This window comes from Anabaena sp. 4-3 (assembly GCF_001597745.1).
Taxonomy (GTDB): domain Bacteria; phylum Cyanobacteriota; class Cyanobacteriia; order Cyanobacteriales; family Nostocaceae; genus Trichormus.
On sequence record NZ_LUHJ01000003.1, the window covers coordinates 1 to 15,313 of the forward strand.

Consider the following 15,313-nt stretch of genomic DNA (forward strand, 5'->3'; position numbering starts at 1 on the left):
TCACCAATAATTTATCAATAACATCCTGTAAATCCTTAAATCCTGGACATCCTGATTCAGACAAAAAATATTCATGTATACAGAAGACCAAATCAAAAACCTATTTGGAAACAAAGCGGTAGAATACATAAAAAATAAAAATACAGGTGGTGTTAGCAACAGCAAAGGTAACACTTACGAAAACGTTTTTGCTATCTACAAAATATCATCATTATCTAAAAACGTTATAGAAAAAGAAACAGAAATTTATTTATTAAGCCAATGTCTATCTTTTATTGATGACTTAATTATTGAACTTGTCTCAGAAAACACACTGCAACACTATCAACTAAAAAATAGTTCTAATATTACTTGGGGAACAGGAGAAAAATCCATAAATGACGACTTTAAAAAACAGTATGAATTAAACAAATCAATTTCTAAAGAATCAGAACTTGCGCTTGTAGTTTCTTCCTTAGAACTCCAAGATAAATTACAAGCGAACATACCCAATGATATTAAAGACTATAGCCAAGTTATTTACTTCTATTTTGCCGATAGTTTGCCTAAAATAATTGCTCAAGAACCTGATTTTAGACATTCATTAGAATATTTATGTGCTTTTGAAAACCCAGAACCAGATAAACTTGAATGTTTGGCTACAGTTTTACTAGGTGCTTGGGTAGCTAGTGAAAAATCTAAAGTACCTATTATGGATATTCTCAAAAAAGCTCAAAACTTCATTCCTTCATATATTCGTTCCTTTAAAACAGAACTACAGCTAGACCCAGAAATAAAAGAAATCTTTGATAAAATAGACGGTTTCACATATAATTTAACCAGAGGCTTTTTACAATGGGAGTATTTTGACGGACTAAATGCAGGAACATTATATTACAGTATCGAAACACCAAGGTTTCAAAAATTTCAGGAACTTATTAAAAAAAATCGCCCCACTTCCTTTGAAGAATTGGAGGTGTTCTTGATATGACTAGGCTATATTCAGACATTTGTAATCAAGACGTTCAGAAATTACTGGAAACATTAGCCAATAAGAACGTGAATCCAGACCTGTACAAAGAAACTATGACCAAGTTAGGTAGTAATCTTGGTAAATTTTTAGTATCTAAAATTAATAATAAAAATCCTGATATATACCTTGCTTGTACAGTAGAAGATGCTGATTTTTTAGCTAAAGGCATACTTTCAAAATTAGAAAATCATTATCACAATATTGGCTTTGCTTGTTTTTGGAACAAGCGATTTTCTCCCTTTGAAATCGAAGATTTAAAAGTAGCTCCCATCCTCAAAAAATATCAAGAACCTACCCATGAAAAGGTTCAGTATTTGATTGTCATTAAATCTATTATTTCTGGTGCTTGTGTAGTCAGAACTAACTTAGTGAACTTGATTCAAAAAATAGAACCAGAGAAAATATTTATAGTTGCACCTGTCATTTATAAAAATGCAGAACAAAAACTCAAAGATGAATTTGACGAAAATATCTATAGTAAATTTGAATTTCTTTATTTTGCTAAAGACGATGAACGCACCCAAGAAGGTGAAGTAATACCAGGAATAGGAGGTAATGTCTATTTAAGATTAGGATTTGAGGGACAAGATAATAAAAATGAATATATCCCTGAAATCGTCAAAAAGAGACGTTCCCAATTTATACGTCAAAAACAGGAAATTCATCATAGTTAATGAAAATTCAATATCTGAATTAGGGTGAACAGGATGATTGATTATGTTTAGCTATCAGTCCAATTATTTCATTGATATCAAACAAACATCCAGAAATCGCCAAATACCTTAAATCTTGAGGCTAACCATAATTTTGTAAATCCTTAAATCACGTAAATCCTAATTCAGACAATGAAAATACCAGTCAAACTACAAGAACTATTACAACAACCAGAAGCTGCAATATTATCTATTAGTTCCCTTATAGGACAAAAATTAGCATTGGTTGATTGTACTAATATCGCTTCTGTCACCTCTGAACAACTAAACCTAATTTTTACCCATATTCCCCAAGAATGGGATTATAGAGAACTCACAGAAATCTTTGACACTAACACCCTCACGGACACCTTTATTAACCAACTTTATCAATACATTGATCAACGCTTAGGACGCACACCCACCCAACAAACAACTACATCTCCACTATCAACTCCTGATTCCCTTGATATATTCAACTTCCGTAATGAAATTATAGGCGATTATCGCCGTTATATAGAAAGCTTCTTAAAAATACGTGATACCAGAGTCGAAGAATTTGTTAATCAAGAACTAGAAAAAGGACAACTTTGGACAAATCCCCTAGTACAATTAAATCCTAAATATCGTCCTGGTGCAACAGTCAATGAATTAGTCAAAAACGGTATTCTCCATCCTGACTGTATTCAATACTTCTCTAAAAATGGTAATCCCTTTCACTTCCATTTCCATCAAAAACAAGCATTTGAAACTGCCCAAAAACAAGAACCTTATGTATTAACAACGGGTACAGGTTCAGGGAAAAGTATGACTTATGTTGTACCTATTTTTGATGACTTACTACGACATCCAGATATTCAAGGAGTTAGGGCAATATTAGTATATCCCATGAATGCCCTGATTAACTCCCAAGAAGAAGAATTAAAGAAATTCCTCAACAACGTTCCTAATAGTCATATTCGCGTTGCTAAATACACCGGACAAGAAAGCTTAACTATAAAAACGGAAATTCAAAATAACCCACCTCACATATTATTAACTAACTATGTGATGCTGGAATTAATGCTTTCCCGCACCCAAGAAGAAAAACTCGTTGCTTCCCCAGAATTAAAATTTCTCGTATTAGATGAACTGCATACTTATAGAGGTAGACAAGGTGCAGATGTAGCGATATTAATTAGAAAATTACGTCAACGCTGTGGACAAAATTTATTATGTATTGGCACAAGTGCTACCATGTCCACAGAAGGAACACGCACACAACGTCGTCAAGTAGTTGCAGATGTAGCGAGTAAATTATTTGGTGTCGAAATTAAACCTGATAACGTCATTGACGAAACTTTAGAACGTTCCATTAAACGTCCTGAACCTACCATTACAGAACTGCAAGAAAGCATTGACAAAGGTTTACCACCAGAAGCAGAACAGACACTAGAGAATTTCCAAAACCATCCTTTAAGTTACTGGATAGAAATGACCTTTGGTTTAGAAGATAAACAAGGTCATCTTGTCCGACGTACACCCATCACCCTAGAAGCAGGTGCAGAAGCATTAGCTAATCAAACCCAACTTCCCCCAGAAACTTGTCTTAATGTTCTCAAACAGATGTTTTTATGGGGAAGTAAAGTCAAAGGTTTAGCATTTAGACTCCATCAATTTATCTCCCAAGGTGGTAGCGTTTACTCTACGATTGAAACTCCAGCACAACGCTTCCTCACCCTAGAAGGACAATATACCACCACAGAAGAACGTTTACTTTATCCCCTCGTCTTTTGTCGGGAATGCGGACATGATTATTATGTCGTCAACTACAACAACGACAAACAAATAGTCCTTCCCCAACTCCCCACAGCTTTAGACATTAGTCCCGAATATGCTGATATCCAAGCAGGTTATCTTACTTTAGACGAACCAGGACTTTGGGATGCTTATAAAGATGAAGAAAGACTTCCTGACTCCTGGTTTACCGAAACCAAAAAGAAAGGACGAGTTCCTAAAAAAGATTATGCTAAATTCATTCCCCAAAAATTACAAATTCTCCCCAACGGAAAAGTTACAACTTCCCCATTACAGGGAACTACTTGTTGGTTTGTTCCTAGACCATTTCGCGTGTGTTTAAACTGTGGTGTAGTTCATGATGGAAATAAAAACGAATTTACCAAACTTTCGCGCTTGAGTAGTGAAGGTAGAAGTACCGCTACCACCCTCCTCTGTTTATCCACTGTCAGCCGTTTAAAACAAGTTTTCACAGGCGAAAAAGCCCAAGCCGCAAAAATTCTCAGTTTTACCGATAATCGCCAGGATGCCTCATTACAAGCAGGGCATTTTAATGATTTTGTACAAACGAGTTTTTTACGTGCTGCTTTATTAGGTGCATTGCAAAGTAAAGGACAACTTACTCATAGTGAATTAGTGAGTGAAGTTATCAAACAAATGGGACTAACTCAAGCAGAGTATGCCAAAGAAGTAGCAGAATTTGGCAGAGGTAAACAGCGCAATGAAGACGCTTTTCGGAAACTAATTGAATATCGTCTCTATGAAGATTTACGTCGGGGATGGCGTATTGTCCAACCGAATTTGGAACAGTGCGGACTATTGGTGATTCAATATGATGGACTACAAGATATCTGCGCTGAACCCGCCTTGTGGCAAAAACACCGTCACCCTGTGCTTCTGCAAGCTTCCCCCCAAGAACGATTTATTGCTGCACAAGCTTTATTGAATCATCTGCGTCGGGAATTAGCTGTTGATGCCAAATTGCTACAACCAGACCAAAGAGATTCACTGATTCGAGAAGTTTTCCAAGCAATTAAAGAACCTTGGGTATTTGATGAAAACGAACAGTTACACCAAGCAACTTGGGCAACAATCGCCAGTGGCACTAACGAAAAAGCTAAAGTTAAACTCACCACCAAAAGTAAAATCGGTAGATTTTTGCGTTCTCCCAAAGCTTGGTCACTCCGCAGTGAAGTGTTAACAGAAGTGGAGTACAGTAATTTAATCACTACTTTTGTTAATGCCCTGGCAGATGCTGGCTATCTATACCAAGATAAAGCAGGAATTCAACTGAGAATTGATGCCTTAGTTTGGAAAGCTACCAAATTAAGCGAGATTCCCCCAGACCCACTCACCTCTAAGCGTTTACAGGGTCAAGAGGATGCCAAGATACCAGTTAATAGCTTCTTCCAAGAATTTTATCAAAACAATGCCCGCAAAATTCAAACAATGGAAGGGCGAGAACATACCGGACAGGTACGCACCCAAGCACGTCAAGAACGAGAAGAAAGATTCAGAAAAGGGGAATTAGCAAGTTTATTCTGTTCTCCGACAATGGAGTTGGGGATTGATATCTCTGACCTCAGTGTTGTCCATCTGCGGAACGTTCCCCCTAGTCCCGCAAATTATGCCCAACGTAGCGGACGTGCGGGAAGAAGTGGACAGGAAGCTTTGGTAATAACTTATGCTGCTATTGGTAGTGGACATGATCAATATTTCTTCCAACGTCAACAGCAAATGGTAGCTGGTGCTGTTGCACCTCCCAAACTAGAATTAGCAAACCAAGATTTAGTTCAATCTCATGTGTATTCAATTTGGTTAGCACATACGGGAGTGTATCTAAATGACTCCATGAACCAAGTTCTAGATTTAGATGTTGTTGATTATCCCCTGAAAGAAAGTATCCGTCAACAATTGATACTTAGTCCTGCAAAATTAGCTGAATGTCTGCAAGCAACTCAGTCAATACTTGCAGATACCTTCTGTCAAAGTGATTTACAAAAAGCCTCTTGGTATTCTGTACATTGGCTACAATTTACCCTAGAAAATGCACTGAATACCTTTGATAGAAAGTGCGATCGCTGGCGTGAACTATTCCGTGAAGCAGTGATGCAATTAAGCAAGGCTCGTGACATTATAGATCGTCATGCCAGAGGCTGTGCTACCCAAGAAGAAAATGACACTGCTAAAGCACAGGAGCGAGAAGCATTACGACAAAGAAGCTTGTTGGTTGGACTAAACCAAGGTAAGAGTAATAGCGAATTTGAATTTTATCCGTACCGCTACTTTGCTGCTGAAGGATTCTTACCAGGGTTCAACTTCCCTCGCTTACCTGTGCGAGCATTCATTCCCACCAATGATGGGGGTGAATTTATCTCTCGTCCCCGTGTTGTCGCTTTACGTGAATTCGCACCCAGTAATATCATTTACTATGAAGGTAGCAAATTCATGGTGTCAAAAACCAAAGTACCTGTCGGCGGAATTGATAGCCAATATAAACGGGTGACAGTTTGCTTTAATTGCGGTTATTTCCACGAAGGTAATTTTCGGGACACTTGCGAAAATTGTGGCGCACAGATCAAAGGAGATACCTATCAAAATATCGCTAAATTAAATCGTGTCCTGTCAATGGACACAGCACTGACTCGCAGAAGAGAGCGTATTACCTGCGATGAAGAAGAACGACTCAAGTATGGTTATAACATTACCACCCATTTCCGCTATGCCCTTCAAAAACAAGAATCAGCTACAGTTCTAGCAGCAGATAATACACCATTATTCAAATTAACCTACGGAGCTACAGCAACTATTTGGCGTATTAACAGAGGACTGAAGAAAAACACCGAGGAACGTGGGTTTAAATTAGATACTAAAACAGGTATTTGGGGAGATGCAAAAAATAATGTCCCCAGCGATAGCTTGCATACAGAAGTGAACTTAATGGTAGATGACACTTGCAATATTCTCGTCATTGAACCCTTAGAAGTTCCCCAAGATAACAAAGAAGCGTTTATTGCTACTCTCCAATATACCCTAGAAACAGCAATTCAAGCAGTTTATAAATTAGAACCAGATGAACTGGACTCAGAAAGATTAGGAGAAGGAAAATATTTGCTGTTTTGGGAAGCATCAGAAGGTGGTGCAGGAGTTTTATCTCAACTACTCCAACAAGCAGATGCTTTTGTAAAAATTGCCAATGCTGCTTTAGATATCTGTCATTTCTTAGAACCCAAGGATACCTGTGTGCAAGCTTGCTATGAGTGTTTACTTTCCTACAGGAATCAATTTGACCATCCTTTAATTAATCGTCATCTGATTAAACCTTTACTGGATGAACTGCAAGGAAGTGCAGTAGAAATATCAGGTGTGTTCCGGGATGAACAATATCAAAAGCTCCTTTCCCAAACAGATCCGAACTCGGATTTTGAACGAGCGGTACTACAGGAGATTTATCAACGTGGGTATAAACTACCTGATGCTGCACAGGAATTGATTCCTGAAGCAAATTGTAAACCAGATTTTGTGTATAAGGAGGAAGCGATCGCACTCTTTTGTGATGGCTCTGTTCATGATAGTCCTGAGCAGAAAAGGCAAGACCAAATTGAGCGGGATAATCTCAGGTACAACGCCAGTTATCAAATTTTGACCCTGCGCCATGATGAGGATTGGCGTGAGAAACTGGAGATTTTAGGGAGTTTGTGAGGGCAGACTGAGCTACCCTTAAATCATGGGAGGACACGCTCAATCCAGTTAGAAATAACAGAAGATTAAGGGTTTTAAACATCTGCATAACAGAACTTTACAACCTATCCAATTTGTGTAACTTCTGTTAAAAATTGCATGATTTTTTTATCACTCACAACTTACTCAAAATTATAGCTCAATTCTAAATTATCACGAGATTATTCATCGTGATTATCCTCACATTCGAGGAAAAATTGGAGGTCAATATCCGTGAAACTTTTACTGGCAAGGAAAATGTTATGAAATTATATAAATCTGCATCAGCTTTTAGCCTGGGTCTAGCACTAACACTCGTTATGTGTAGTGGGATAGAATTGAGCTTTACTGCACCAGGGTTGGCCCAAAAACTTATGAATCCTGGTGCTGCCAATGATGAATGGAGGCCAATCAAAAAAATGGTCTTTAATTACCTTGTCCAAGATTTCAAAAAGAGCGGTATTTATTTAGGACGAAGTGCAAAAGTTAAAGTTTCACCATTAATAATGAGCGGAGATTGGTTACTAGCAAGTTGGTTCATTGTTAGTAGAGAAAATCCAAATGGTTGGGCAGGTCAACTGTTGTTTAAAAAAGAAAATAATCGTTGGCTTTACAAAGGTGGTGGCAACTACATCCAAGATGTTCAGACCCTTATAGAGTTTGGTGTTCCACGCGAAAATGCAGAAGGTTTAGCAGAGGGTGCAGATATTTAAATGATAATAATTCAGAGTCAGATAGGCATTGAGCCGAGATAAGCGCAAAAGCGGAAATAGAGGCTGAAAACCGTTGCTAATTCTAGTTTTCAAAGATTTTAGTAGTTAGAGAAATTGCTACTTCAAATGGTCGCTTGATATTTGGTATCAAGACTATATAATTGCTGTAATCCTTGATATATTTGGTGTTTAGGGACTGTTAGTTACTAGCGTTCGCGGCTGTTTTAGGGGAATTTATGTTGTTAATTTTGACTTTTACCAACTTTCGATGATTGAATAGTTTCTTTCTTCATCCCCAAAACCCTTAAAAAATCAATGTTACTCTGCTGTCAAATGCCAACTTTCACCCAAAGGTTGGTATTTGAGAGAGCAAAAACAAAATTTATTAGTAACTGTGTACTAAATTCAGCCTGACTGTATTCAGGTAAAACTGGAGGTAGCAAAAAACCTGAAAGCTATATATGACAGGACTTTTCAGCCTCTATTTCCGTTTTTGCAGCTATCTCGGCTCTATGCCACCCAAATGCTTCTGAAAAATGGAGAACGCAATCCTAATAATCCCTATCAGGGATTGAAAGACTGCATAACATGAGCGTTCGCACAAAATACTCACTTGTGATTCCCATGCCCAGGCGTTCATTCACTGCCAGTTCTACTCCCTACTCCCGTAACCAAATTAGCTCTACCCTGTTATTTTGCTCAAAAGTTCTAGTGCTTGGGCAATTCGTACCTTTGTTTCGGAATATGGCTCATAAGCATACGCCATCTCAAACTCGTACTGTGCCTGTGCCTTACGGTTCTCAATTCCGTGAATTAACCCATAGATATGATGATGTCTTGCCCAAGAGTCATTAACAGATGCCGAAATGCGTAATGCTCCAAATGCGAAATCATAAGAACCGACAACAGCGTGACAAATTGCGCTACGGCAGCAGGAATTGTATTTATCTTGAGCAGAGCGAGCCGTTGCCAGTACGTCAGCTGTAGACCTAAAAAAGAGAGTTGTATGTCGTTGAGATGCTAACCAAGCTACGACTTCTTTAATCACATCAGGCGGGATGGGTAAACCAGCTTTGCTCACGATTAACAGATGCAAGATTTTGGCTGCTTGGTCTGAGAAACGCAATGCCAACTCAGCCAACTTTTCAGGTACACCAAACTCCTGGCGTAAATTAGGCTCTAACAAAAACTCCTCTAGAAGCAAACTTTGAAAGGATAATTTGATGATATCTGACTGCACATTAGTACCTAACTGCATACTAATAAACTGTAAATAGTAACTGAGTAGTTCAACTGCTGACTTAACTTCCTCAGTGGCCGAAGTTACCCAAATGTAGTGTTCCCAACCGAAAGCAAGGTCTAACTCTGTGACAATTTTCATTTTGTCCGCGAACCGACAGGCGTTAGCGGAGCTTATCGTAGATATCGCTGTTTGGTAAATAGAACGTCAAACGGTAAACCCTGACCCAAAAAAAACGGGGCTTGCCATTAAGCGTTCCCGCTATTAAAAGGTTGATTCAGGATATATCTGAGGTAGCAAAGGTCAAGTTTTCTTGTCACTGGCTCAGGCACTCTCACGCAACCAGAGCAGTGGAGATTAAACCACTTTTTGAGGTGCAAGACCAGTTGGGGCATACTACCAGTGATATGTAAGCCAACACGTAGCAATAGTTAGTTACAGTGGGGGAATGTAAAGAGAACTACTGTTATCTGGACGGTGGTGTAGATAGCGGCTGGTAGTTGCCACATTCGCATGACCCAAAGTTTGTTGCACCAATCCAATATCTGCACCAGCTTCTAAAGCATGGGTAGCATGAGCATGACGCAACCAGTGGGGCGAAACTTTTTTATTAATTCCGGCACGAGATGCAGCAGCATCCACAATCCGGTTGATTTGGCTTCTATCTAAGTGTCCCCCTCCCTTGCGGCTCTTAAACACAGGGGCATCATCAGCAGCATTACCCCGAAACTCCATCAATTCTGCCCATAGTTCCTTGGGAATAATTACAGAGCGCGATTTATTCCCCTTACCAATTACTGTTAATTGCCCTTGACTACCCCGTGCAACTAAGTTACACCACTGCAATCCGGTTAACTCGCTCACCCTTAACCCACTGGTGTACAATAATTTCAGAATCAGTAAATCTCGCTGCTTTTCCCTTGAGTAGCGGTACTGAGCTTGTTCTGTCGCCCAAACCATTTTTTGAATATCACGCTGAATTAACAGCCGTTCGCTGAGTCGGTCGGCAGACTTGGTTAACTTCAAAGCCGCACCCACATTGAATTGCATATATCCAATTTTGTGAGCAAAACTGATCAGCGATTTAATACAAGCTAAATAAACAGTCTGGGTGTTGGGTGCAAGTTCTGCAAGACTTTCCGAAAAAGCAAACAAATCCTCCACAGTTACTGACTGTAATGGCTTCCCCAAAAACCCCAAGAACCGAGTGATGTAACTGCGATAAGCGGCCACTGTACTAGAAGACTTACCATGCAACCACATTTCTACCAGTCGTTGTTGGGCATCGACTGGGGACAATTGAGCAAGCTGCTTTCTCTGATTTGTTTGTACTAAGGCAACTGGAGGCATGATTAACAAACAGAGGGATATAGCTAGGGGGGTGCGTCAGGTGCTTTTGGGGAGACAACAGTGATTGAACTACTCCCCTTGGGTGAGTGCCGCATCCAGGTAATTGCATCGTACTGCAAATTCAAGTCCAGTCGGCGTTTGTGTGGGAATAAATAGTAAAAAACCGGATGGGTAGTCCCTTATCTCTCCCTGTTTCCGGCTGAATACAACAAAAAACTGATTTGGTGGGATTCAGGATGGACTGCCATTCATCCAAATCACAATGTAGAGCCATAAACCAGTCACAGCATAAAATCGATTAACAAGTTTCAAATGTATTTCATCTTGCGATCGCCGTTAGGATAAAACCTCATGCACCAGCCGTTTCTCACTCGCCAGCGATCAATAAATATCCCTGCAAGCATTAAAGTCACCACACCAATCGCACATAGTATCGCCAAACGCCGCAGGCTAAAGTTGCGTTTTTTACTTGTATCCATGTAATTACACGCTGATTATAAGCTGGAAATCCGACAGTATTCATTCTCCCAAATACTGATTACTTCGTGAACCACCCCCCTCAATTAAGTTGGCCTTATCAATCCCGCCCCGAAAATTTCTCTACACCGCGCAATTGATAACTCTGCCTTATATACAGGGAGAATGACTGGCCCAACTGTCTATACTGGGTTCTACACTCCTGATTGAGTCCCTGCTATCAGTGAGTGATATCAACCTATTCATGGCGAGTGGCAAAAAAACTACTTATCAGTGTTTGGCATGGGGAGAATGGAGTGTCCCAGATCCGGGACAAGACAGCGAACGCTAGTTAGAGTTCCCTACTGTTTGCGTTAGGGGGTCTAATTGGAGTCTGTCTAACTTTGGTTTCAAAACAAAGCCAATTGGCTTTATCTGACTGCGCTGATGTTGCACTCTCCTTTCTCAAAAATAAAAAACCCAGTCGTTGTAACTGGGCTTTTGTGAGGCTATATTCCACTGACCTGATAAAACTCAAGAGCCGCGAGTAAACTATGGAATCGCACATTGGGCAACAACTGTCCCCACAATAGGGTTTAAAGAAGAAGCATTCAACATAAGTAGCTCATAAGATGCAAACATCCTGACAAAACAGCCCTCCCGTGCCATTTATGTTCGTCTGTTTTTCTTCCTTTTCTTTTTCTTTTTTTGAACTATACATTTAACAAGATGTTGCTTAAATGATGGTTTAGGAAATACTTCATTACAATATATACAAGTTACTGTTGGTAACGGATGGCATTTTTTGAGATGAGCAGCCAACTTTCTTTGCCAAACTAGCTGTCCACAGTATTTACAAGAAATTAATTCTGAAAGTATATTAGTTGAAATGCTCTGCAAATTTTTGGCAACCTTGCTAGGAAGAGATATGTTTAGTCTAATGCCTTGAACTTCTGCCTTGTAAAGATGCCCATAATCTATTTTCAACTTCTTAACTGAAATACCTAATCTCTCAGCCAAAGTCGTTTCATCAATTATATAAAGCAGTTGACTATTACTCTCTACTTTTACTATGGAACTAAGAATTCCAATTAAAATCTGCAACTTCTGCTGATCCAGAGTCTCCAAATTTGATAGTGTATTGAGTACACGCTGTCTGTCTTTTTTTTCTCTCCAGTATTTGTCCCAGCAATGATGAATTTGCCAAGGATAACCGAGACTATCAAAGTAGACAGAATCACCATATCCATTAGTGTGATAGTAGATATGTTCTCTGCACCAAGGACAACGTGTTAGGTAAGTTTCTGCCCTAGCTAGTAAAGAAGGCAGAGGCAAAGTTGTCTTAGGTAATGCCAACTTATTTGAGTTGCATTGGTGTCTACCACTTCCATTTGGCTCCCAAGGTTGCCAGTTGCCAGGAGAAACTTCCGACATAATAATAGGATGTCCACAGTGTTTGCAGTACCTTGGATAAGCCATTGATGATTCTGGTAGTCATGTCTGTCGTAAATTAAGCACCCTCAAGGTTTTCTCCCTTGAAGGAGTACCCATGTTCAGTTATCTATTTTGTTGCTTGACCAGCAGCAATTAATACTTCTCTATATAGCCAAGCTTCCCTAGCTGTTTTAAATCCATCCCTCCACTGTTTTTTATTGTTGACGCGATATCCTACTCCCCAGGTATCGTTTTCAAAGCAATAGTAGATTTTATAGAGCATTACTGGTTGAGCAAAATCACTTCCACAATCACCGTCATGTTCTACCACAGTAATACCATCTGGTTTTATACCGTAAAAACGGCGTTTGGCTTTATCTATATGAACTTCTACGACATCTCCTAAATGTTTAGAGTGGAAAATAATATTTCCGTCTACGATGGAATGATGTTTAGGATTATGTGTAGACATTAAGCACTCTTTGTAAGATTAACTAGATTTCACTTACAAAATAATTTTTGTTATTCCATCTGTCATCAGTAATAATTACAGGTAAAGAAATAAGCACCCTGATTGAGAGTGAATGTCCCGAAATCGGGACAAACTGCGAACGCCCCGACGCACCACTGAGGGACTGCGCCTACGCCCGACCCAAACTGAGCGCGTTGTTATTAGGCGTAAAATTATCAGCCTGTTGCTTTGGGATTATATAGTAAATTACTCTTATCAAAAAACTGGGAATTAAATAGCTACGCATTTTTATAATCAGGTAATGCCAAAAAAATCGCAGCAACGTTATCCTCCAAACTGGTCAGATATCGCCCTTGAAGTGAAACAAGCAGTGGACTGGCGATGTTCTAAATGTCAGTTGCAGTGCATTCGCCCCGGTGATGATACCTCCAATCTTACCCGTTCCCAGAGAATGGCATTAACATTAACAGTTCATCACTTTAATTTCAGGCCAGAAGATAATCGCAGAGACAACTTGTGCGCGTTATGCACAGCCTGCCATCTCAGTTTTCATACACGCCGCCGGGGGAATGTATCGCCTGGGCAGCTGTCTTTGTTTTGAGGTGGTGTATCGAAATTGGGGTAGTGCTAAAAATAGCGATCGCCTTCTTGTCCCGGATCTGGGAAAACTCACACCTAAAGGTGAAAATCTTGCTATTCCGAGACATCGGAATATCTCTATATTTATTCAATTCCCAGATCCGGGACTTCAATACATAAAGGTGGCATTCTTGAGTATTCCGAAACTTCGGAATATTTCTATATTTATTCAATATATTTACGCTGATAAGGCTTGCTGGGAGGGGGTTTCGGCGTATTACATTCTAGGTAAAGATGTCCAAATATTTATGATACCCGTGAGCTAGAACCGTAGAAAATCAAAGCCACATCTAGGGGAGCGATCGCCACAAACTTTATTATGGGCGGCAAGGTATTAACATAATAAAGTCCCAGGAATGGGACTACAAGCGCAATATGATGATAAGTCCGAGAAATCGGACTTGATGAGACACCAGAAGAAACTAAAACTAAATTAGCCCGCACCCGCTATATTGTTCGGCTCTGAAGATAAACCATTCTAAAAACTTGGGGAAACTTTCTCTCTTAATTACTTCATCCACATTAAATTGATAAAGTACCCCAAAGCGGGAGAAGTATATTCCCAAACTTTTTAAATCAATGGCATCTGGTTGGTAATTTTGAAAAATTACAGACAAAGCATAGTATCCGATCAATTGGTTTACATGACGGCGTTCTAAACTGAGTGCTTTAGACGTTTTGAAATCGACAAGCAAATCATCAATAATTAAATCCCCATCTGCTCCTCCTACTAAGAGTGATGCTTCTTGCCAACTGGGATTGAGAATTATCTTGCCCGATGATTTAAAAATTTCAGGGTTTAATAGTTGAACTAAATTTCGCAAGTCTTGAATGTCTATATCATTAATCGCTTCCCAATCTTCATCAATACGTTTACTGCGAAATACTCTTTCTAATTTTGCTAGCACTAGAGATGATGCCAGTAAATCATCTGTAAATTGTCCATCTTTCAAAAATTGTTGATAAGTTTGATCAACTCTCTCCCAGAGTTTTTGGGCTTTTTCGTACAAATTATTTCTCCCAATTTTTTGAAGGTAAGGCAAGGCTCTTCCTGCTACCCATCCTCTGTCTTTGGCGTGTGTGTTGAGATACTGTATATAAAACCGAAGCAGATAATCATAAGCCGTCCCCACTAACCGAACATCACCACCAGGGGGCGGCGATGCCAAGATTTCTTGTTTGACATTAAACTTTGGCTTTGGAAACTCTTGTGTAAATCTGCTACGAACATCTGGTTGTTCAAGAAAATCACTCAGACTCATAATTTTGTCTTCTTCCTAATTGATTGGGAAAATGGTATAGTTGTGTATATACAAGCTATACAAAAAGATGAAAAAACAAGCCAATTTCAAACTTCCCGAAGAGCTAATAAAAGCACTTCAAGATAGAGCAGCAGCAGAGCGCACGACTGCTACAGATTTGCTAGTTCAAGCCCTAACCTCTTTTCTAGGAAATCCAGAAAAAGAAGTTTCAAGTATAGGAAATGATATATATAATATAGCGGATTGTGTAGAAGAATTGAAGGAACGGGTAGATAAACTAGAAGCCAATAAAAACTTCTACTTCATGTATAACTCACCTTCATGTGAAGCAACTGATATAGACATTCGTATAGAAAGCGATACCTTAACTCCTAACTCAAAAGAGGAGGTTGCTTTGCTCAACAAGGTTGAAGAACTTGAAACTCAAAACCAAAATTTACAAGACCGAGTTGCTGCGCTGGAAGCAGTAATACAGGAATATCGGTATCAGAACCTATCAAAAAATCTTGAGCGGGAATTTAAAAGTTAGCACTAGCAATCAAGCATA

The 15,313-nt window shown here is 39.3% G+C and carries 12 protein-coding genes; 5 read left to right on the forward strand and 7 right to left on the reverse strand.

The annotated features are described in order from the left end of the window. Positions 1 to 73: 73 nt before the first annotated feature. The 4 genes from A3775_RS00100 to A3775_RS00115 all read left to right on the forward strand — a co-directional run bounded on the left by A3775_RS00100 (position 74) and on the right by A3775_RS00115 (position 7,913). On the forward strand, positions 74 to 970 hold the full coding sequence (locus A3775_RS00100; protein ID WP_066423333.1) for a hypothetical protein: 897 nt from the start codon (positions 74 to 76) through the stop codon (positions 968 to 970). Then, positions 967 to 1,686: a hypothetical protein gene (locus A3775_RS00105; RefSeq protein WP_066423335.1), complete on the forward strand. Its 720-nt coding sequence runs from the start codon at positions 967 to 969 to the stop codon at positions 1,684 to 1,686. The genes A3775_RS00100 and A3775_RS00105 overlap by 4 nt, the downstream gene beginning before the upstream one ends. Before the next feature lie 171 nt (positions 1,687 to 1,857). Further along, entirely contained in the window at positions 1,858 to 7,182 is a 5,325-nt protein-coding gene (locus tag A3775_RS00110; protein WP_066423339.1) for a DEAD/DEAH box helicase, read from the forward strand. Positions 7,183 to 7,391: 209 nt separating this feature from the next. Further along, complete coding sequence (locus A3775_RS00115) at positions 7,392 to 7,913, forward strand: hypothetical protein (RefSeq protein ID WP_156481543.1); 522 nt, start codon at positions 7,392 to 7,394, stop codon at positions 7,911 to 7,913. A 682-nt stretch (positions 7,914 to 8,595) separates the two neighbouring features. On the opposite strand, the gene A3775_RS00120 is transcribed toward A3775_RS00115, so the two are convergent. The 7 genes from A3775_RS00120 to A3775_RS00145 all read right to left on the reverse strand — a co-directional run bounded on the left by A3775_RS00120 (position 8,596) and on the right by A3775_RS00145 (position 14,766). Next, positions 8,596 to 9,294 (reverse strand): hypothetical protein, encoded by a 699-nt coding sequence (locus A3775_RS00120; RefSeq protein WP_066423344.1) that lies wholly within the window; start codon positions 9,292 to 9,294, stop codon positions 8,596 to 8,598. A gap of 294 nt (positions 9,295 to 9,588) precedes the next feature. Continuing rightward, positions 9,589 to 10,503: a tyrosine-type recombinase/integrase gene (locus A3775_RS00125; RefSeq protein ID WP_066423346.1), complete on the reverse strand. Its 915-nt coding sequence runs from the start codon at positions 10,501 to 10,503 to the stop codon at positions 9,589 to 9,591. A gap of 308 nt (positions 10,504 to 10,811) precedes the next feature. Beyond that, complete coding sequence (locus A3775_RS23965) at positions 10,812 to 10,982, reverse strand: hypothetical protein (RefSeq protein WP_156481544.1); 171 nt, start codon at positions 10,980 to 10,982, stop codon at positions 10,812 to 10,814. A gap of 646 nt (positions 10,983 to 11,628) precedes the next feature. Beyond that, positions 11,629 to 12,393 carry a hypothetical protein gene (locus tag A3775_RS00130; protein ID WP_066423348.1) on the reverse strand — a complete coding sequence of 255 codons (765 nt, stop codon included), beginning with the start codon at positions 12,391 to 12,393 and terminating at the stop codon, positions 11,629 to 11,631. 127 nt (positions 12,394 to 12,520) lie between these two features. Further along, positions 12,521 to 12,865: a hypothetical protein gene (locus A3775_RS00135; protein ID WP_066423349.1), complete on the reverse strand. Its 345-nt coding sequence runs from the start codon at positions 12,863 to 12,865 to the stop codon at positions 12,521 to 12,523. An 885-nt stretch (positions 12,866 to 13,750) separates the two neighbouring features. After that, on the reverse strand, positions 13,751 to 13,948 hold the full coding sequence (locus A3775_RS23970) for a hypothetical protein (protein WP_156481545.1): 198 nt from the start codon (positions 13,946 to 13,948) through the stop codon (positions 13,751 to 13,753). Continuing rightward, the gene (locus A3775_RS00145; protein ID WP_066423352.1) at positions 13,933 to 14,766 is read right to left on the reverse strand and encodes a hypothetical protein; all 834 of its coding nucleotides are present in this window, start codon (positions 14,764 to 14,766) and stop codon (positions 13,933 to 13,935) included. The genes A3775_RS23970 and A3775_RS00145 overlap by 16 nt, the downstream gene beginning before the upstream one ends. 67 nt (positions 14,767 to 14,833) lie before the next feature. Between A3775_RS00145 and A3775_RS00150 the strand changes: the two genes are divergently transcribed. Beyond that, positions 14,834 to 15,295, forward strand: a complete 462-nt coding sequence (locus A3775_RS00150; RefSeq protein ID WP_066423355.1) for a hypothetical protein — start codon at positions 14,834 to 14,836, stop codon at positions 15,293 to 15,295. Positions 15,296 to 15,313 lie beyond the last annotated feature (18 nt).